The organism is Streptomyces shenzhenensis, assembly GCF_021462265.1.
Lineage (GTDB): Bacteria > Actinomycetota > Actinomycetes > Streptomycetales > Streptomycetaceae > Streptomyces > Streptomyces shenzhenensis.
This window is the reverse complement of record NZ_JAJONF010000006.1, coordinates 271,577-289,694: the sequence shown is the minus strand read 5'-3', so window position 1 is coordinate 289,694 and position 18,118 is coordinate 271,577. Positions and strand designations below refer to the sequence as shown.

At 71.5% G+C, this 18,118-nt stretch carries 19 protein-coding genes; 7 read left to right on the top strand and 12 right to left on the bottom strand.

What is annotated here, in order from left to right:
• Positions 1 to 331: 331 nt before the first annotated feature.
• Positions 332 to 1,600: an MFS transporter gene (locus LQ326_RS11605; RefSeq protein ID WP_234535360.1), complete on the bottom strand. Its 1,269-nt coding sequence runs from the start codon at positions 1,598 to 1,600 to the stop codon at positions 332 to 334.
• Positions 1,601 to 1,662: 62 nt separating this feature from the next.
• Between LQ326_RS11605 and LQ326_RS11600 the strand changes: the two genes are divergently transcribed.
• The gene (locus LQ326_RS11600; protein ID WP_234535357.1) at positions 1,663 to 2,616 is read left to right on the top strand and encodes a LysR family transcriptional regulator; all 954 of its coding nucleotides are present in this window, start codon (positions 1,663 to 1,665) and stop codon (positions 2,614 to 2,616) included.
• Positions 2,617 to 2,684: 68 nt separating this feature from the next.
• Here LQ326_RS11600 and LQ326_RS11595 read toward each other — a convergent pair whose 3' ends face one another.
• Entirely contained in the window at positions 2,685 to 3,449 is a 765-nt protein-coding gene (locus LQ326_RS11595; RefSeq protein ID WP_234535356.1) for an alpha/beta hydrolase family protein, read from the bottom strand.
• 123 nt (positions 3,450 to 3,572) lie between these two features.
• On the opposite strand from LQ326_RS11595, the gene LQ326_RS11590 reads away from it, so the two are divergent.
• Together LQ326_RS11590 and LQ326_RS11585 are read left to right on the top strand one after the other, a co-directional pair.
• Entirely contained in the window at positions 3,573 to 4,730 is a 1,158-nt protein-coding gene (locus LQ326_RS11590) for an adenosine deaminase (RefSeq protein WP_234535354.1), read from the top strand.
• A 150-nt stretch (positions 4,731 to 4,880) separates the two neighbouring features.
• Positions 4,881 to 5,234 (top strand): ATP-binding protein, encoded by a 354-nt coding sequence (locus tag LQ326_RS11585; RefSeq protein ID WP_234535352.1) that lies wholly within the window; start codon positions 4,881 to 4,883, stop codon positions 5,232 to 5,234.
• An 83-nt stretch (positions 5,235 to 5,317) separates the two neighbouring features.
• Here the strand turns inward: LQ326_RS11585 and LQ326_RS11580 are convergent, their stop codons facing one another.
• From LQ326_RS11580 to afsQ1, 5 genes are all read right to left on the bottom strand, one after another.
• Positions 5,318 to 5,518 (bottom strand): PspC domain-containing protein, encoded by a 201-nt coding sequence (locus LQ326_RS11580; protein ID WP_181805292.1) that lies wholly within the window; start codon positions 5,516 to 5,518, stop codon positions 5,318 to 5,320.
• Between the two features lie 95 nt (positions 5,519 to 5,613).
• The gene (locus LQ326_RS11575) at positions 5,614 to 6,165 is read right to left on the bottom strand and encodes a VanZ family protein (RefSeq protein WP_234535349.1); all 552 of its coding nucleotides are present in this window, start codon (positions 6,163 to 6,165) and stop codon (positions 5,614 to 5,616) included.
• Between the two features lie 294 nt (positions 6,166 to 6,459).
• Positions 6,460 to 7,089 carry a hypothetical protein gene (locus tag LQ326_RS11570; RefSeq protein WP_234535348.1) on the bottom strand — a complete coding sequence of 210 codons (630 nt, stop codon included), beginning with the start codon at positions 7,087 to 7,089 and terminating at the stop codon, positions 6,460 to 6,462.
• Positions 7,089 to 8,708, bottom strand: coding sequence for a sensor histidine kinase (locus LQ326_RS11565; protein ID WP_234535346.1), 1,620 nt, complete (start codon positions 8,706 to 8,708; stop codon positions 7,089 to 7,091). The genes LQ326_RS11570 and LQ326_RS11565 overlap by 1 nt, the downstream gene beginning before the upstream one ends.
• The gene (gene afsQ1, locus LQ326_RS11560; protein WP_181805288.1) at positions 8,705 to 9,382 is read right to left on the bottom strand and encodes a two-component system response regulator AfsQ1; all 678 of its coding nucleotides are present in this window, start codon (positions 9,380 to 9,382) and stop codon (positions 8,705 to 8,707) included. The genes LQ326_RS11565 and afsQ1 overlap by 4 nt, the downstream gene beginning before the upstream one ends.
• Before the next feature lie 253 nt (positions 9,383 to 9,635).
• On the opposite strand from afsQ1, the gene LQ326_RS11555 reads away from it, so the two are divergent.
• On the top strand, positions 9,636 to 10,373 hold the full coding sequence (locus tag LQ326_RS11555; protein WP_234535344.1) for a SigE family RNA polymerase sigma factor: 738 nt from the start codon (positions 9,636 to 9,638) through the stop codon (positions 10,371 to 10,373).
• A 359-nt stretch (positions 10,374 to 10,732) separates the two neighbouring features.
• Here the strand turns inward: LQ326_RS11555 and LQ326_RS11550 are convergent, their stop codons facing one another.
• Complete coding sequence (locus LQ326_RS11550; protein ID WP_234535342.1) at positions 10,733 to 11,350, bottom strand: TetR/AcrR family transcriptional regulator; 618 nt, start codon at positions 11,348 to 11,350, stop codon at positions 10,733 to 10,735.
• Positions 11,351 to 11,471: 121 nt separating this feature from the next.
• Between LQ326_RS11550 and LQ326_RS11545 the strand changes: the two genes are divergently transcribed.
• Together LQ326_RS11545 and LQ326_RS11540 are read left to right on the top strand one after the other, a co-directional pair.
• Entirely contained in the window at positions 11,472 to 11,876 is a 405-nt protein-coding gene (locus LQ326_RS11545; RefSeq protein WP_234535340.1) for a Dabb family protein, read from the top strand.
• Between the two features lie 28 nt (positions 11,877 to 11,904).
• The gene (locus LQ326_RS11540; protein WP_234535337.1) at positions 11,905 to 12,807 is read left to right on the top strand and encodes an NAD-dependent epimerase/dehydratase family protein; all 903 of its coding nucleotides are present in this window, start codon (positions 11,905 to 11,907) and stop codon (positions 12,805 to 12,807) included.
• Positions 12,808 to 12,828: 21 nt separating this feature from the next.
• Here the strand turns inward: LQ326_RS11540 and LQ326_RS11535 are convergent, their stop codons facing one another.
• The 4 genes from LQ326_RS11535 to deoC form a co-directional block, all read right to left on the bottom strand.
• Positions 12,829 to 13,473: a uridine kinase family protein gene (locus tag LQ326_RS11535; protein ID WP_234535335.1), complete on the bottom strand. Its 645-nt coding sequence runs from the start codon at positions 13,471 to 13,473 to the stop codon at positions 12,829 to 12,831.
• A 397-nt stretch (positions 13,474 to 13,870) separates the two neighbouring features.
• On the bottom strand, positions 13,871 to 14,764 hold the full coding sequence (locus LQ326_RS11530) for an aldehyde dehydrogenase family protein (RefSeq protein WP_234535333.1): 894 nt from the start codon (positions 14,762 to 14,764) through the stop codon (positions 13,871 to 13,873).
• Positions 14,765 to 16,216, bottom strand: a complete 1,452-nt coding sequence (locus LQ326_RS11525) for an aldehyde dehydrogenase family protein (RefSeq protein ID WP_234535332.1) — start codon at positions 16,214 to 16,216, stop codon at positions 14,765 to 14,767. It abuts the gene before it with no gap.
• 6 nt (positions 16,217 to 16,222) lie between these two features.
• The gene (gene deoC, locus LQ326_RS11520) at positions 16,223 to 17,176 is read right to left on the bottom strand and encodes a deoxyribose-phosphate aldolase (protein ID WP_234535488.1); all 954 of its coding nucleotides are present in this window, start codon (positions 17,174 to 17,176) and stop codon (positions 16,223 to 16,225) included.
• A 218-nt stretch (positions 17,177 to 17,394) separates the two neighbouring features.
• Here deoC and LQ326_RS11515 point away from each other — a divergent pair, with 218 nt between their 5' ends.
• Entirely contained in the window at positions 17,395 to 18,087 is a 693-nt protein-coding gene (locus LQ326_RS11515) for a PH domain-containing protein (protein ID WP_234535330.1), read from the top strand.
• The last annotated feature ends 31 nt before the right edge of the window (positions 18,088 to 18,118 follow it).

Below are 18,118 nucleotides of genomic sequence, written 5' to 3'. Positions count from 1 at the left end.
CGTTGCGCCCCAGCACTTCGGAAGCTATCGCAGGGGACTGACAACGGCCCCTGGAGTGGGGAAACATGCAGGTGAGGAGTGGGGCGCCCAAGGGGGTGGGGCGCGCGGTCGGGTGGCGGGTGCGGGTGCGTTGTGGCTGGTCGCGCAGTTCCTCGCGCCCCTGACGGGGCGCTGATCAGTGGGCGTTGGCCAGGGCCTGGCGGCGGGCTGCCACCGAGCCGAGGAGTGGTGCGCGGTCGGGTGGCGGGTGCGGGTGCGTGGTGGCTGGTCGCGCAGTTCTTCCCCCAGCCTTCGGCCGGGGGTGCCCCCAGCGCCCCTGACGGGGCGCTGATCAGTGGGCGTTGGCCAGGACCTGGCGGCGGGCTGCCACCGAGCCCAGGGCCGTGATGGTCACGACGCCCAGGATCGCCAGCAGTCCTACCCCGACCGTGCCGGCCCAGCCGCTCGCGTGGAAGGCCAGTGCGCCGACCGTGCTGCCCGCGCTGGAACCGATGTAGTACGCGGACTGGTAGAGGGCCGAGGCCTGGGCGCGGCCGTGGCTCGCCGTCTTGCTGACCGCCGAGGAGGCCACCGCGTGGCCCGCGAAGAAGCCCGCGGTGATCAGGACCAGGCCCAGCAGGACCAGGGGGAGCGAGTCGGCCAGGGAGAGGAGGAGGCCCGCGGCCGTGGTGCCGCCGGCCAGGTAGAGGGCTCCGCGGCGGCCCAGGCGGCCGACCAGACGGCCCGCCGTCGACGCCGACACCGTGCCGACCAGGTAGATGAGGAAGATCGAGCCGATGACGCCCTGGGGGAGCGAGAAGGGCTCCTGGGTCAGGCGGTAGCCGATCACCGTGTAGACGCCGCCGAAGACGGTCATGAAGAGCGCGCCGATCGCGTACAGGCGGCGCAGCAGCGGGTCGGCCAGGTGGTCGCCGACCGTGCCGAGCAGCCGGCGCGGGTGCAGCGAGCCCGCCTTGAAGTGCCGCGGCGCGGGAAGCAGCAGCCGGAAGGCGACGGCGCAGCCGACCGCGACCACGCCGATGGTGCCCAGGGCCACCCGCCAGCCCCACTCCTGCGCGACCCAGCCGGTGATGACCCGGCCGCTCATCCCGCCGACGCTGTTCCCCGCGACGAACAGGCCGATGGCCGTGACCAGCGCCCTCGGGCGGACCTCCTCCGCCAGATAGGCCTGCGCCGACGCCGGCACACCGGCCAGCGCCGCGCCCTGGACGCCACGCAGCACGATCAGCACGCCCAGGGAGGGCGCGAAGGGGACCAGCAGCCCGACGGTCACCGCGACCGCCAGCGACGCCGTCATGACCGTACGCCGCCCGAAGCGCTCGGAGAGGGCGCTCATCGGGATGACGAACAGCGCCAGGCCGCCGGTCGCCGCCGCCACCGTCCAGCTCGCGTCGCTCGCGGACACGCCGTAGCCGTCCGAGACCAGCGGGAGCAGGGCCTGCGTGGAGTAGAGGAGGGCGAAGGTCGCGACACCGGCGAGGAAGAGCGCGAAGCTCATCCGGCGGTAGCCGGGACCGCCGGGGGCCAGGCGCGAGTCGGCGGCGGGGACGGACGAGACGGCGCCCACGACGGTGGACGCCCCGGTACTGGCGGGAGACATGCTTCGAACGTACGGACCCCGCCCTCATCCGTCCAATGCACGGAATCGCCATAATCGATCCCATGGAGCATCAGCAAAGGCCAGCGGGGCGCCTGTCACCGTACGGTGACACAGAAGACATGACGATGTTGCTGGCGCCCCGCCTCGCGTACTTCGCCGGCGTGGCCCGCACGGAGCACGTCACCAGGGCCGCCCAGGAGCTCGACGTCCCCCAGTCCACCCTCTCGCGCGCGATGGCCCGCCTGGAACAGGACCTGGGCGTCGACCTCTTCACCCGGCACGGCCGGACCGTCTCCCTCACCCCCGCCGGCCGCACCTTCCTCACCTCGGTCGAGCGCGCCCTGGCCGAGGTCCGGCGCGCCGCCGACGAGGTCCGCGCCGACGCCGACCCCACGACGGGCAAGGTCGCCTTCGGCTTCCTGCACACCATGGGCGCGGAAACCGTCCCCGGCCTCCTCCAGGCCTTCCGGGTCGACCACCCCCGCATCCGCTTCAGCCTCGTCCAGAACTACGGCGAGGCGATGCTCGAGAAGCTGCGCGCGGGCGAGCTGGACCTGTGCCTGACCTCCCCGGTACCGGACGCCCCCGACCTGGTCGGCCGCCGCCTCGACGAACAGAAGCTGCGCCTGGTGGTGCCCGTGGACCACCCGCTGGCCACCCGCAAGCGCGTCCGCCTGGCGGAGGCCGCCGACGAGACGTTCGTGACCCTGGAGCCGGGCTACGGCCTGCGCCGCATCACCGACGACCTGTGCAAGGAGGCCGGCTTCCGGCCGCGCGTCGCCTTCGAGGGGGAGGAGGCGGAGACGCTGCGGGGGCTGGTGGCGGCGGGGCTGGGGGTGGCGCTCCTGCCCCCGGCGGTGTTCCCCCGCCCGGGAGTCGCGGAACTGACGGTCACGGCCCCGAGGGCGGCGCGCGAGATCGGCGTGGCATGGCTGGACGGCCATCCGGACACCCCGCCGGTGGCGGCCTTCAAGAAGTTCCTGCTGTCGAGAAGGGGCAACCTGCTTCCCGCCTAGCGACAGCGCGCTCCTCCAGGGGCGCGGAACCGCGCAGAACCACCCACGACCCACCCCGTAACCGGAGGTCAGCGCCTGCGAAGCGACCGCCCGAAGCCCGCGGCAAGCGGCATCCGCAACCCGATCGGCGGCGGCGCGGCCAGCGCGTCCTCCACGGGCCGCGACACCGCCCGCCCGTACAGCGCCCCCAGCACGAAGTCCGACACGAGCGCGAGGACCTCGTCCCGGTGCTGGTGCAGCCCGTGTCCGTCCGAGTGCACCTCGAACCGGCACACCTCCCGGTTCGCCTTCTTCGCGCGCGCCGCCAGCCGGAACGACAGCTCCGGATCGGTCCGTTCGTCGTTCGTGCCGTGCACGATCAGCACCCGCCGCCCCGCCAGCTGCCGAACGGGTTCCTCGGGCGCCGCCGCGTTCGCCTCCGGCAGCCAGGGGGCGATGGAGACAACGGAGTTGACGGCCTCGTGGCCGCCCGCGTGCAGCGCGGCCCGGCCGCCCATCCCCACGCCGAGCAGACACACCGGCACGTCGCCGTACCGCCGTACCACCTCGTCCGCCGCCCAGGTCGCGTCCCCCGCGAGATGTGCCTCGCTGCCGTTCCAGCCGCGATAGCGGTAGTGGACGACGTGCGCGGCCAGCCCCTCGTCCCGGCCGTCACGGGCGAGCCGGCGGCCGAGCGCGCGGACGAAGGCCGTCGCCCATACGAGGGACGGCTTGCGCGCGGAGATCTCCTCCCCGCCGGGAAGGAGCAGGACCGCCCCGCTCACCGTCGTCGGCTCCGGGCCGACTGCCCTGCCCAGGCTGGCCGTTCGGACCGGCGTCGCTTGCTGTGCCATGACAGAACAGTGTCAGAAGACGTGGTGTACGCGACCCGTCCGTGCGGTCACCGTTGCGTATCGACAGGCACGTGAATCTCCGGGTACCGAGCGATCTACGCGCGTAGGAGTTAGAGTGCGGAGATGACGAGCCAGAGCACCGCGAACACCCCGACGCCGGACCAGATCCGCCGGGCGCCGAAGGTTCTGCTGCACGACCACCTCGACGGCGGCCTGCGTCCGGGCACCGTCGCCGACCTGGCCCGGGAGACCGGGTACACCGGCCTTCCCGAGACCGACCCGGACAAACTCGGGATCTGGTTCCGCGAGGCCGCCGACTCCGGTTCGCTGGAGCGGTATCTGGAGACCTTCTCGCACACCGTCGGTGTCATGCAGACCCGGGACGCCCTCGTCCGGGTCGCCCGCGAGTGCGCCGAGGACCTCGCCGAGGACGGCGTCGTCTACGCCGAGGTGCGCTACGCCCCCGAGCAGCACCTGGAGCGAGGGCTGACCCTCGAAGAGGTCGTCGAGGCCGTCAACGAGGGCTTCCGGCAGGGCGAGGCGCTCGCCCGGCAGAACGGCCGGCGGATCCGGGTCGGCGCCCTGCTCACCGCCATGCGGCACGCGGCCCGCTCCCTGGAGATCGCCGAGCTCGCCAACCGCTACCGGGACCTGGGCGTCGTCGGCTTCGACATCGCCGGCGCCGAGGCGGGCTACCCGCCCACCCGGCACCTCGACGCCTTCGAGTACCTCAAGCGCGAGAACAACCACTTCACCATCCACGCCGGCGAGGCCTTCGGGCTGCCGTCCATCTGGCAGGCGTTGCAGTGGTGCGGCGCCGACCGGCTCGGGCACGGCGTGCGGATCATCGACGACATCCAGGTCCACGAGGACGGCACGATCAAGCTCGGCCGGCTCGCGTCGTACGTCCGCGACAAGCGGATCCCGTTGGAGCTGTGCCCCAGTTCCAACCTCCAGACCGGGGCCGCCGACTCCTATGCCGAGCACCCGATCGGGCTGCTGCGCCGGCTGTACTTCCGGGCCACCGTGAACACCGACAACCGGCTGATGTCCGGGACCAGCATGAGCCGGGAATTCGAGCATCTCGTCGAGGCGTTCGGTTACACGCTCGACGACCTGCAGTGGTTCTCCGTCAATGCGATGAAATCAGCGTTCATTCCTTTCGATGAACGACTCGCCATGATCAATGACGTCGTGAAGCCGGGTTATGCGGAACTGAAATCCGAATGGCTGTTCCCGAAGGCCGTCTCCACCAGCGGTTCTGGCGACGCGGAGGGCTGATCAGGCACCGCGCGGGGAACGGAACGCGGCCGGACTCTCACCAGCCGTCCGCATTTCGGAGTTTGCGGCGGACGGCCCGGCATGTTTACGGTCGTGGACCGCTCAGCGTGTTTCCGATCCCCGTCACCGCATTCCAAGGACGCATTTACGATGAAGCAGTCTGCTGCCAAGACCCTCGGTGTCGCCGCTCTCGGTGCCGCCTTCGCGGCCGTCGGCGCGGGCGCGGCCGACGCGGCCCCGGCCGTCCCGGACGCCTCGCAGGCCCTGGACACCGTCACCAGGACGCTGCCGGCCGAGCAGGTCTCCACGGCCGTGCCGGGGGCCGGTGAGGCCGTCCACCAGGGGCAGACCGCCCTCGGCGCCGGACTGACCGCCGTCCGGCCCGCCGTCCGGCACGGCCTGGCCGGCGGCCCCACCAAGCCCGGCGGCGGTCTCCTCGGCGGACTGCCGTTGCGGGGCCTGCCCACGCACGGCCTGCCGCTCATCGGAGTTCCGCTCGGCTGACCTCTCCCCCAGCCGACCGGCAACGCCGTTGGGGCGCCCCGGAAACCTCCGGAGCGCCCCAACGGCGTTGCCGTGCCACCCGGTCACCAGGCGGTGGAGGCCTTCTCCTCCGAGGGGAGCAGGATCCACAGCGCTATGTAGAGCAGGAACTGCGGGCCCGGCAGCAGGCAGGACAGCAGGAAGATCACCCGCATCGTCGTCGCGGAGGTGCCGAAGCGCCGGGCCAGCGCGGCGCACACTCCGCCGATCATGCGGCCATGGGTGGGGCGGGCGAGGCTGGACATCTGCGGCTCCTTCGTGAGCGTCTGTTCCGAGGCGGCCCCTGCGGCCCCTCATCCGATGTCCACAGTACGAAGACGAACCAGGGCGAAGCGTCGCTCTACGGGGCGATCCCGACCCTGGGAATCGTCGGGGTACGACCCTGAGCCGCTTCCTCCTGGGGGAGGGCGGCGGGCCGCCGCAGCTCACCTCGCCGGCGGAGCCGGGAGCGGCCCGCGGGCACCACCGCCAGATGCGCGATGACGACGCCGGCCGTGTTGAGGAGTATCGAGTCGACGTCCACCACCCGGCCCGGCACCCCGGTCTGCAACAGGGCTATCCCCAGCGAGATCAGGGCGCCCGCGGTGGCCGAGCTGATCAGGGAGGCGAGCGGGGAGACCCGGAGTCTGCCGTGGGTCATCGGCAGCAGCACCCCGAGCGGGGCGAGCAGCGCGAGCCCCTCCCCGATCCGGTGGGCCGCCTCCCGCCAGCCCAGCGCCAGGTCGGCGCGGATACCGGCGAGCGGGTGCAGGTTGGCGGGCATCACCCAGGGCACGTCCAGCGGCCGCAGCATCAGCCAGGCGACGAGCGCGAGGTGTGCGGCAAGGAGGACACCCCCTGCCACACGGACGCGGATCGCGGCGCTGCCGCCGATGGAGCCTTGACGCTGCACGCCCCCCAAGACGCGCCCACGCACACGATCGGTTCCGGACAGGGGAGTGAGGCCTCAAACACACGCCCCCGAAAACGCGCCCCGCCCGGCACGTCCGGCTTCATCGATGTGGGGCACCGACAATGCCCCGTCAGGGGCCTGGGCTGTATCGACACGCGGAGCCGACAGCGACCCGTCAGGGGCGCTGGGGGTACCCCCGGCCGAAGGCCGGGGGAGGAACCGCGCGAGCACCACCCACCACCCGCACTCGCCCCACCACCCTCCCCGGCACCCCGCTGGGCGCCGAAACGCCCCTCACCCGGAAGCCACCTCGGTGGACGGGGGCCGGCTGCCACTCGGAGAGTTCCGCACGGCGTCGGTGCACTCGTACCGCAGCAACGGCTCCCTCCCCGGCCCGCCCAGGATCACCGACCCGTCCCCCTCGGCGGCCGCCGAGTCGGAGAGCGTGCACACGATCTGGGCGAGCGCGTACGACGTCAGCTGCGGCGGCGACGTGCTCAGCCGCAGCGTGTCCTCGGGATCACCGGCCCGCGGCCCGCCGACGCTCATCCCGCCCCGCACGGACGTCGTGTAGCCCGCGTCCTTCTCGGCGGCCGACGGCGTCTCGGCGAGCTGGTCCAGCAGCCCCTGGGCGACCATCACCCGGCGCTGCGCGTCCGCCGTGCCGTCCGGGACCCGCACCTGCCGGTCGACGGTCACCAGCGAGGAACCGCACAGCAGGAACACCTGCACCGGCACCCCGCGCTCTTCCTGCGCCGGCACATCCGGCTGGGTCATCGAGCACGGCACCCGCGAGGGCGCCCCGCCGAAGTCGGTCGGCACCTCGGTGGCCCGGATCCCGCACCCGCAGAGCGCGAGCGCCAGCCCGGCGACGGCCAGGAGCGGCGCGCCCCGCCGTCGTACCGCCAGTCTCCGCACGTGCATCAGACGCCCTTCTCCCCGGTGTACCCGGCGTCGCCGGTGTCCCCGGCCTCCTTGCTCTCCTCCGTCAGCCGGGAGGCGTCCCGGGGCAGCCGGAGCGTGAACACCGCGCCGCCCTCGGGGGAGTTCGCCGCGGTGATCGAGCCGCCGTGGATGCGGGCGTTCTCCGTGGCGATGGACAGGCCCAGGCCGCTGCCCTCGGAGCGCGGCCGGGAGGCGCTGGCCTTGTAGAACCGGTCGAAGACATGCGGCAGGACGTCCTCCGGGATACCCGGACCGTGATCCCGTACGGCGATGACCAGGACCCCGTCCCCCGCCCCCGCCGTGTCCGCCGCCCCGTCCTGCTGGTCTATCCGCACCGACACCCGCACCGGCGAACCGCCGTGCTTGAGCGCGTTGCCGATCAGGTTGGCGAGGATGACGTCGAGGCGGCGCGGGTCGAGGCGGGCGTGGACGCCGCGCTCGGCGTCCAGCTCCACCGCGTCCAGCCAGGCGCGGGCGTCGATGCAGGCGGTGATCTGGTCGGCGATGTCGACGTCGTCGAGGACGAGACGGGCCGTACCCGCGTCGAAGCGGGTGACCTCCATCAGGTTCTCGACGAGGTCGTTGAGGCGGCGCGTCTCGCTGACGACCAGCCGGACGGCGGGTTCGATCATCGGGTCGATCGACCCCGACTCCGCCTCCAGCTCCTCCTCCAGGATCTCCGTCACGGCGGTGATCGCGGTGAGCGGGGTGCGCAGCTCATGGCTCATGTCCGCGACGAACCGGCGCGACGCGTCGTCCCGCGCGGCCATGTCGTCGACCCGCTTCTCCAGCGCCTCGGCCGCGTCGTTGAACGTCCGGGAGAGATCCGCGAGTTCGTCCGTCCCCGAGACCCGCAGCCGGGTGTCCAGCCTGCCCTCGCCGAGCCGCCGCGCGGCGACCCCGAGCCGGTGCACGGGCTTGAGCACGGTCGTGGCGGCGGCCTGCGCCAGCAGCGCCGAACCGATGAGAGCGAGCCCCGTGGCGATGCCCAGCGACCACGCCAGCGAGTTGAGGTCCTTCGCCTCCGGCTCCAGCGACTTCATCATGTAACCGGTCGGTCCGCCGCCGATCAGCCGCGTCCCGGCGACCAGATACGGCGTGCCGTGGTCCACGACCCGCTGCCAGTACAGGTGGTACGCCGACTTGTTGGAGTCGGTCACCGTCTGCTGCCTGACGACGGCCTTGCGCAGCGACGCCGGCACGTCGTCCAGCGCGAACGCGCTGAGCCCGTCCGAACTGCCGTACACCGTCTTGCCGTCGGTGTCCTCGCCGACCAGCAGCACGCTGAACCGCTGGCTGCTGCCGGCCATCTGCCCGGCCGTGCGCTGCAGTTCGTCCTGGGTCGGGTGCACCGGCAGCGCGCCGGCCCGGTTCTGCATCTCCTGCTGGAAGTCGCGCAGCACCGCGTCCTGGGTACGGGTGAGGACGGCCTCGCGGTTGAGCCAGTACGCGATGCCGGACGCGGACACGGCGGCGGTCAGCGCGACCAGCCCGAAGACGACGACGAGCCGCAGCCGCAGACTGGTGAAACGCAGCCGGGACAGGGCCCCCTTGCGATCCGCGGCCCAGCCGCGGAGACCTCCCTGGACGTCCGTCACTGAGGGGCGTCCAGGCGGTAACCGACACCGCGCACGGTACGGATCAGGGTCGGGGACGAGGGCACGTCCTCCACCTTGGCGCGCAGCCGCTGCACACACGCGTCCACGAGCCGGGAGTCACCGAGATAGTCGTGCTCCCAGACCAGCCGCAGCAGTTGCTGCCGGGACAGCGCCTGCCCCGGCCTGCGGCTCAGTTCGAGCAGCAGCCGCAGCTCGGTCGGCGTCAGCTGCAGATCCTCGCCGTTCTTCGTCACGGTCATCGCGTTGCGGTCGATGACGACGTTTCCGAACGTCGCCGAGTCGCTGGACTCCCGCTCCCCGCGCCGCAGCACGGCCCGGATCCGGGCGTCGAGCACCCGTCCCTGGACCGGCTTGACGACATAGTCGTCGGCCCCGGACTCCAGCCCGACCACCACGTCGATGTCGTCGCTGCGCGCGGTCAGCAGAATGATCGGCAACTGGTCCGTGCGCCGGATCCGCCGGCACACCTCGAACCCGTCGATGCCGGGCAGCATGACATCGAGGACGATCAGATCGGGCCGCTGCTCACGCAACAGCTTCAGACCGTCCTCACCGGTCGCAGCGGTGGCCACCCGGTGTCCCTGGCGCGTCAGTGAGAGCTCCAGGGCCGTTCGGATGGCGTCGTCGTCCTCGATCAGCAACAGGGAAGGCACGGGCTCATTCTGGCCCATGCGGGCCCTGTCGTACGACCGGTGTGGCGAGCAGCCCCGGTAAACCTCGATAGCGCCACCACCTGTGCACGCTCTGTGGACACTCTGTACCGGACCCCTGTGACAGGTCTGTGACAGACGGCGGATACGGCCGTGAAGGTGGCCCGGCAGTCTTTTCGGCACGGGCAAGCGAGCGGAACGCGGCGAGCGGCCCGAGCAAGCCGAACTACCGGAAGTCCACGACGGGGGGCGCGAGATGAACACGCTGATCAGCCACAGCACCAGCGCAGTGATCACGCGTCTGCACGACGTGAACCGGGGTTCCGAGAAGTCCGGTGCCGTGAGCGGGCGGGGGTGCGCTCGCGGCACCGGGCGTCAGCACACCGCCTACATGACGGTGGTTGACGGTTTCACGGGGGAGACGCACGGGGGATCCGCCTACAGGGAGGACACGGGGGAGCGCCACTCGCTGACCGAGGCGGAGTTCACCGCCTACGTCCAGGAGCGCCGCGCCTCCCTGTACGCGACCGCCTACCACCTCACCGGTGACCGCTTCGAGGCCGAGGACCTGCTGCAGAGCGCGCTGTTCTCGACGTACCGGGCGTGGGACCGGATCAGTGACAAGGCGGCGGTCGGCGGTTACCTCCGCCGCACCATGACCAACCTGCACATCAGCGCCTGGCGGCGCCGCAAGCTCAACGAGTACCCGACCGAGGAACTGCCGGAGACGCCCGGCGACACGGACGCGATGAGCGGCACCGAGCTGCGCGCGGTCCTGTGGCAGGCGCTGTCCCGGCTCCCCGAACTCCAGCGCACCATGCTGGTCCTGCGCTACTACGAGGGCCGCACGGACCCGGAGATCGCGGAGATCCTCGACATCAGTGTCGGCACGGTGAAGTCCAGCATCTGGCGGTCGCTCCGCCGGCTGCGCGAGGACGAGGTCCTCAGCTTCGGCCGTGACGAGGAGAACGCCTTCGGGGAGCTTGTCGCCTGAAGGTGAGGGGATCCGGGGGGATCCTGACGGGGGAAACCAGGGGAAACCGGGGGCCTGGGGAAGGTCCGGGGGACCCACGGGGAACACGGGGGAAAACGGGTCCGGGGGGACCCGGGGGGAAGCACGGGGGAGCTCCGCCACGGGGGACACGGGGGTGTTCGGCGGAGCGACAGGGGAAGCGGGGCTGGAGGGCCGGGGGGTCCGTCCAGCCCCGCGCTCTTCTGCGTCCGAACCGGTGCCGCTCTCGCGGACGTGGTTGCCCGCCGTCGTGGTATCCGCAGCGAACGACAACGACGCTGGGGCCACCCCGTCACCCGGACAGCCTGACCCCGACACCTCGAACGTCCATGGGCAGAGCGTTAGCTGCTCGTCGGCCGGTGGTTCACCGGCGCCTCGGTTCGCCAGCCGAGAAGGATCGCGCGGAGCGCCTGTTCGGCCAGGCGGCGGGCGCGGTCGTTGCCTACGTTGCCGAGGTAACCGAGCGACGCGATGCCGTACAGCGTGCCCCAGAGGATCTCGCAGGCCTGGTCCATGTCGGCCAGGACCACGTCGTGTGCGGCCGACCAGGCGGTGAGCAACTCCTTGAGGACGACGATGGCCGGTTCCGCGACGCGCCGGCGTTCGTCCGCGTCGACCACCGGGGCGTTCATGACCTGGTAGAGGTGAGGGTGCTCGCCGGCGAACCGGACGTACTCCGACGCGATGCGCATCATGCGCCGGTCCGTGTCCGGCTCCTGCGTGGCCTCGCGCATCTCGGTCAGCATCAGGCGATGGCCGTGCGCGACCAACTCCAGTACGAGCGCGTCCTTGTTGGCGAAGTGCTGGTAGACGACGGGCGCGGAATATTCGACGTCGGTGGCGATGCGCCGGATCGTCAGGGCCGCTACGCCCTCGGTCTCGAGGACGTGCAGCGCGGCCTCGATGATCCGCTCCCGGGTGTTCGCCCGTTCGCGGGCCCGTCTCGTGCTGGTCGGCATGGTCCGTCACTTCGCTTCGATGGTGTCCTCAAAACACTAGTCACCGCCTTGACCGCGCTGACAGCGCATGTCATATTTAACGCCGTTAGGAAATCTAACGTCGTTAGGAGCGGAGCAGATCATGATTTACCACATCAACCGGGCCACGGTGAAGGCCACTGCGACGCCCGAGCAGATCGAGGCGGTGCTGGAGAGCTGGCGCAACCAGGGCCGGTCGAACCCCGCCGTGAAGTCCTTCGTCGTCGGCCGCGAGCACGGCGGCGACTACACGTACAGCGCGGTGTTCGTCGTCGACGATCTCGACGGGCTCTTCGCCTACCTGACGCACCCGTCCACCTACGAGACCGACCACCTGGGGCTGAACCTGGGCGAACGGCTGGAGATCTTCGACGTCAGTGACGACGACGACCCCGAACTGAACGCCAAGATCCAGGACCTGCACCGGCGCCGCAACGAGCTCAACCCGCAGGTCGCCCGGATGCTCGCCGACGTGCCCAGCTACACCGGCGCCGGTGTGGACGACTGACCGAGACTCCGCGGAAGGAGAAACTGCCATGGGCAAGCACGTCGTCATCGGCGCCGGTTCCATCGGTACCAACGTCGCCCGCCGGCTCGCCGAGCGCGGCCAGAGCGTCCGGATCGTCACGCGCAGCGGTTCCGGCCCCGAGCACCGGCTGATCGACCGGGTCGCCGCGGACGCGTCCGACCCGTCCCGCCTGACCGAGTTGTCCCGCGGTGCGGAAGTGATCTACCACTGCGCCAATCCGCCCTCGTACACGACGTGGGAGCGCCTGTTGCCGCCCCTGCAGGAGGCGGCCATCGCCGCCGCCCGGGCGAACGACGCCGTCCTCGCGCTGACCGGCAGCCTGTACGCCTACGGCCCGCAGCCCGGTGGCCGGATGAACGAACACACCCCCATGGCTGCCGTCGGGCGCAAGGGCCGCCTGCGCAGACGCATGTGGGAACAAACCCTCGCCGCGGGCATCCGCACCGTCGAGGTCCGCGGCGCCGACTACATTGGCAAGGACGCCAACGGCATCTATTCCCTGCTCATCGAGCCGGCCCTGAAGAAGGGCAGAGCGGCCTGGTTCCCCGGCCACCTGGACATGCCGCACACCTTCACCTTCAACGGCGACATGGCACAGGCCCTCGTCACGCTGGCCTCGGAAGAACGCGCGTGGGGCCGGCCCTGGCACGTGCCGTCTCCGCCGGCCGTCACCATCCGCGAGCTGGCGCGGCGCTACGCCGTCGCGGCGGGCCGGCCACCGGTCAGACTGATCCAGATGCCGCGCTTCGTGATGCGTACGGCCGGGCTGATCGTGCCGATCGCCCGGGAGATGGCCGAGATGGACTACCAGTGGTACGCGCCGTTCCACATGGACGCGACGGAGACGGCCGGCACCTTCGGCCTGACCGCCACCGACCTCGACACCGCCGTCCGCGACGAGGCCAGCTGAATTCCCACCGTGCGGCTCGGCTCAAGCGATGTTTGTGGTGGCCTTCGCTGTCCCGTGGCGCCTGACAGCCGCCGTCGCCATCCGGCTCAGCGCCTCGTCCCGCTCGCAGGGATGGGCGCCCAGTGACACCTGACGGGCCACGATCGCGCGTTCCGCCCGCATCAGCCGCCAGCCGCGCCGCAGCAGGAACAGCGCCGACTTGCGGCCCTCCTTCAGATCGCGCAGGAACCGGCGCCGGAACGTCTTCACCGGGCCCCGGCTCAGGCACAGCGCGTCGGCCAGCAGACCCAGTTCACGGCAGCGTTCCACGATCTCGGCGGCGAAGATGCCCTCGGCGATGAAGAGCGGGGTGCGGCCGATGTCGAGCGTCTCGGCGCCGGTGCGGGCACTCAGTGCGATGTCGTACACCGGTACGGGCGCCGACCCCGTGGCGCACAGCCGGCCGATCGCCTCGACCGCGACCTCCGCGTCCCAGGACTCGGGGTGGTCCCAGTCGATGTCCGAACTCCCCGCCACCAGCGGGAGGGTCGGGTCGTCGCCCTCCTTGTAGAAGTCGTCGAGGCGCAGGACGGGGAGCCCGGAACGGGCGGCGACGAGTGACTTGCCAGAGCCCGAGGGGCCGCACAGCAGCACGACGCGGGCGGGGGACGGGGGATGAATGCTCACGGAACACCAGTTTGACGTATGGGGAGCCTCCTGCCGACCCCGCGGGCCGGCTTTGGCGCGCGAGTCACACCTCAACTACCCCTCGTGTCGCACTCATTACCCTGAGCGCCGGAACATGCCGCCGGAGAGGTCCCGGCGCGCATCCTCTCCGCGTCCCCTGTCCGTCCTCTCCGATCCCGGCCGCCGGGCGTGCCCTGGCCGGCCTCGTCACGGCCGGCCCGGCACGCGGCGCGGGCGCCGGCGACCGGGGCGATTCCGCTGGCGGGGCGGCTTCTGGGGAGTGCGAGGGCGGTGGGGGTGGGCGGAAAACGCGGGCCCGTTCCGGCTGGTCGCGCCCGCGCGGCGGAGCCGCATGTCGATACGGCTCCGCGCCGTTCGCGGGGCGCCGCGGTTCGCCTCAGTACGAGGAACCCGACGCTCCCAGCGACCCCGTCGGGTGCCACACCGTCTTCGTCTCCAGGAACGCCGTCAGGCGCTCGGTGCCCGGCGTCGCCGTCCAGTCGTCCACAGGCTGTGGACGAAGGACGCGCTTGAGGTTGTCGGCCGCCGCGATCTCCAGCTCCTTCGCCAGCACCTCGTCCGCGCCCGCGAGGTCGATCGCGTTGACGTCCTGGTGTGCGGCCAGCGGTGCGGCGATCTCCGCCGTACGGCCGGAGAGGACGTTGACGACACCGCCGGGGACGTCGGAGGTGGCGAGCACCTCGGCGAGGGAGAGGGCCGGGAGCGGCGCCCTCTCGCTGGCGACGACGACGGCCGTGTTGCCGGTGGCGATCACCGGGGCGACGACCGACACCAGGCCGAGGAACGACGACTCCTGCGGGGCCAGGACGGCGACGACGCCCGTCGGCTCGGGTGAGGAGAGGTTGAAGAAGGGGCCCGCGACCGGGTTGCCGCCGCCGGCCACCTGGGCGATCTTGTCGGTCCAGCCCGCGTACCAGACCCAGCGGTCGATCGTCGCGTCCACGACCGCGGCCGCCTTGGACTTGCCCAGGCCCTCCGCGTCGGCGACCTCGCGCACGAACTGGTCCCGGCGGCCCTCCAGCATCTCCGCGACACGGTAGAGGACCTGGCCCCGGTTGTAGGCCGTGGCCCCGGCCCAGCCGCCGAACGCCTTGCGCGCGGCGACGACCGCGTCCCGGGCGTCCTTGCGGCTGGCGAGCGGCGCGTTGGCCAGCCACTTGTTCTTCGAGTCAGTCACCTCGTACACCCGGCCGCTCTCGGAACGCGGGAACTTCCCGCCGACGTACAGCTTGTAGGTCTTGAAGACACTGAGTCGCTCAACTGCATTCATTTATCGCTCGCCCTCCGGGCTCGACGGGGCGAGGTACGCCTCCAGGCCGTGACGACCGCCCTCGCGGCCGTAGCCCGACTCCTTGTACCCGCCGAACGGCGAGGTCGGGTCGAACTTGTTGAACGTGTTGGACCAGACGACGCCGGCGCGCAGCTTGCCCGCGACCGCCAGGATCCGCGAACCCTTCTCGGTCCAGATGCCCGCCGAGAGGCCGTACTGGGTGTTGTTGGCCTTCGCGACCGCCTCCTCGGGCGTACGGAAGGTCAGGACCGACAGGACAGGGCCGAAGATCTCGTCGCGGGCGATGGTGTGGGCCTGGGTGACGTTCGTGAAGAGCGTCGGGGCGAACCAGTAGCCGGCGGAGGGCAGTTCACAGGCCGGGGACCAGCGCTCGGCGCCCTCCGCCTCGCCCTGGTCGGCGAGGGCGGTGATGCGGGCGAGCTGCTCGGCGGAGTTGATCGCGCCGATGTCCGTGTTCTTGTCCAGCGGGTCGCCGAGGCGAAGGGTGGACAGGCGGCGCTTGAGGGAGTCGAGCAGCTCGTCGTGGATCGACTCCTGGACGAGCAGCCGGCTTCCGGCGCAGCAGACCTGGCCCTGGTTGAAGAAGATCCCGGTGACGATGCCCTCGACGGCCTGGTCGACAGGGGCGTCGTCGAAGACGATGTTGGCGCCCTTGCCGCCCAGTTCGAGGGTGAGCTTCTTCCGCGTGCCCGCGACCGTGCGCGCGATCTCCTTGCCGACGGCGGTGGAGCCGGTGAAGGCGACCTTGTTCACGTCGGGGTGGGCGACGAGCGCGGCGCCCGCGTCGCCGTACCCGGGGAGGATGTTGACGACACCCTTGGGCAGGCCCGCCTGACGGCAGATGTCCGCGAAGAAGAGGGCGGAGAGCGGGGTCGTCTCGGCGGGCTTGAGGACCACCGTGTTGCCGGTGGCGAGCGCCGGGGCGATCTTCCAGGCCAGCATCAGGAGGGGGAAGTTCCAGGGGATGACCTGGCCGGCCACGCCGAGCGGCCGCGGGTTCGCGCCGAAGCCGGCGTGGTCGAGCTTGTCCGCCCAGCCCGCGTAGTAGAAGAAGTGCGCGGCCACGAGGGGGAGGTCCGCGTCCCTCGTCTCCTTGATCGGCTTGCCGTTGTCGAGGGTTTCCAGGACGGCGAGCTCGCGCGAGCGCTCCTGGATGATCCGGGCGATGCGGAACAGGTACTTGGCGCGCTCGGAGCCCGGCAGCGCGGACCACTTCCCGAAGGCCTTCCGGGCGGCCTGCACGGCCCGGTCGACGTCCTCGGCGCCGGCGCGGGCGACCTCGGAGAGGACCTCCTCGGTCGACGGGCTGACCGTCTTGAAGACCTTGCCGTTCGCCGCGTCCGTGAACTCGCCGTCGATGAAGAGGCCGTAGGAGGGGGCGATGTCGACGACGGAGCGGGACTCGGGCGCCGGTGCGTACTCGAAAGTCATGATCGATCAGTCCACCGTCACGTAGTCGGGGCCGGAGTAGCGGCCGGTGGCCAGCTTCTGCCGCTGCATCAGCAGGTCGTTCAGGAGTGAGGAGGCGCCGAAGCGGAACCAGTGGTTGTCCAGCCAGTCCTCTCCCACGGTCTCGTTGACGATGACGAGGAACTTGATCGCGTCCTTGCTGGTCCGGATCCCGCCGGCGGGCTTGACCCCGACCTGGACGCCGGTCTGCGCGCGGAAGTCGCGCACCGCCTCCAGCATGAGGAGGGTGTTCGCCGGGGTGGCGTTGACCGCGACCTTGCCGGTCGACGTCTTGATGAAGTCGGCGCCCGCGAGCATGCCCAGCCAGGACGCCCGGCGGATGTTGTCGTACGTCGACAGCTCGCCGGTCTCGAAGATGACCTTGAGCCGGGCCGAGGTTCCGCAGGCTTCGCGTACGGCGGTGATCTCGTCGTACACCTTCAGGTAGTTCCCCGCGAGGAACGCGCCGCGGTCGATGACCATGTCGATCTCGTCGGCGCCGGCGCTCATGGCGTCGCGTACGTCGGCGAGCTTGACGTCGAGCGCGGCACGGCCGGCCGGGAAGGCGGTGGCGACCGAGGCGACCTTGACGGACGAGCCGGCGACGGCCTCCTTGGCGGTGGCCACCATGTCCGGGTAGACGCAGACGGCCGCCGTGGCGGGGGTCGTCCGGTCCGTCGGGTCCGGGTGGACCGCCTTGGCGCCGAGCGCCCGGACCTTGCCCGGGGTGTCCGCGCCTTCCAGCGTCGTCAGGTCGACCATCGAGATGGCGAGGTCGATGGCGTACGCCTTCGCGGTGGTCTTGATGGAACGGGTGCCGAGAGAGGCGGCACGCGCCTCCAGGCCGACCGCGTCGACGCCGGGCAGCCCGTGGAGGAAGCGGCGCAGCGTGCTGTCGGACGCGGTGACGTCAGCAAGTGCGTGGGGTGCGGTGGTGGGCATGGTCACCAGCCGAGCATATCTACGCGCGTAGCGGCTGTACACCCCGAGGGGCGGTTCTTCTCGGTGCCGGGGAGCTGTCCTACGTCAAGGGGCGCTGGGGGTCCCCCCGGCCGGAGGCTGGGGGAGGAACTGCGCGAGCAACCACAGCGCACCGGTGCTCGCATACGGCGATGATGCCCCCGCGGCGCGCGGGCGCACGGCTGAGGCAGAATCGGCGCATGACCACGCCCCTCGTCAAGGACCGCATCTACCGCTCGCCCCAGGCGCTGATCGGCGGCGTACTGCTCCTCGTCATCGTCGGCTGGCTCGGCATCGACGCGCTGTTCCGGGGGCAGGGCCGCACCCCCTGGCTCGCCCTCGCCGCGCTCATCCTCATCGTGCCGCTGGTCGCCGCCTTCACGCTGCGTCCCGCGGTGTTCGCGAACGAGGACCGGCTGCGCGTCCGCAACCCGTTCCGGGTGATCACGCTGCCCTGGGGGGAGATCGCCTCGCTGCGCTCCGGTTACTCGAACGAGGTGATCGTGAAGTCCGGCGCGAAGTACCAGCTGTGGGCGGTCCCCGTGTCCCTGCGGGGCCGCAAGAAGGTGGCTCGCCGGCAGGCGAAGGCGGAGTCGGACGCGCGGCGCGGGCAGACGGGGGGCGGGACGCGCTTCGGCGCCGGGCGCGGGCTCGGTGGTTTCGACGGGTTCGGCGGCTTCGGTGGTGCCGGGGGGCGGGGCGAGCTCGATCACGAGGCCGGGCCGTTGCGCACGGAGACCGACAAGGTCATGGACGACCTCCGGGAGATGCTGGAGAGCAGGGGGTCGGCCGAGTCGGCCCAGAGCGAGATCACGGTGCGGTGGGCCTACGAGGTGGCCGCGCCGGCGGTGGCCGGGGCGGTGCTGCTGGCGGTGCTGCTGGCGGTGGGGTAAGGATTGGACCTTACGGTCCACTTCGCGGAGG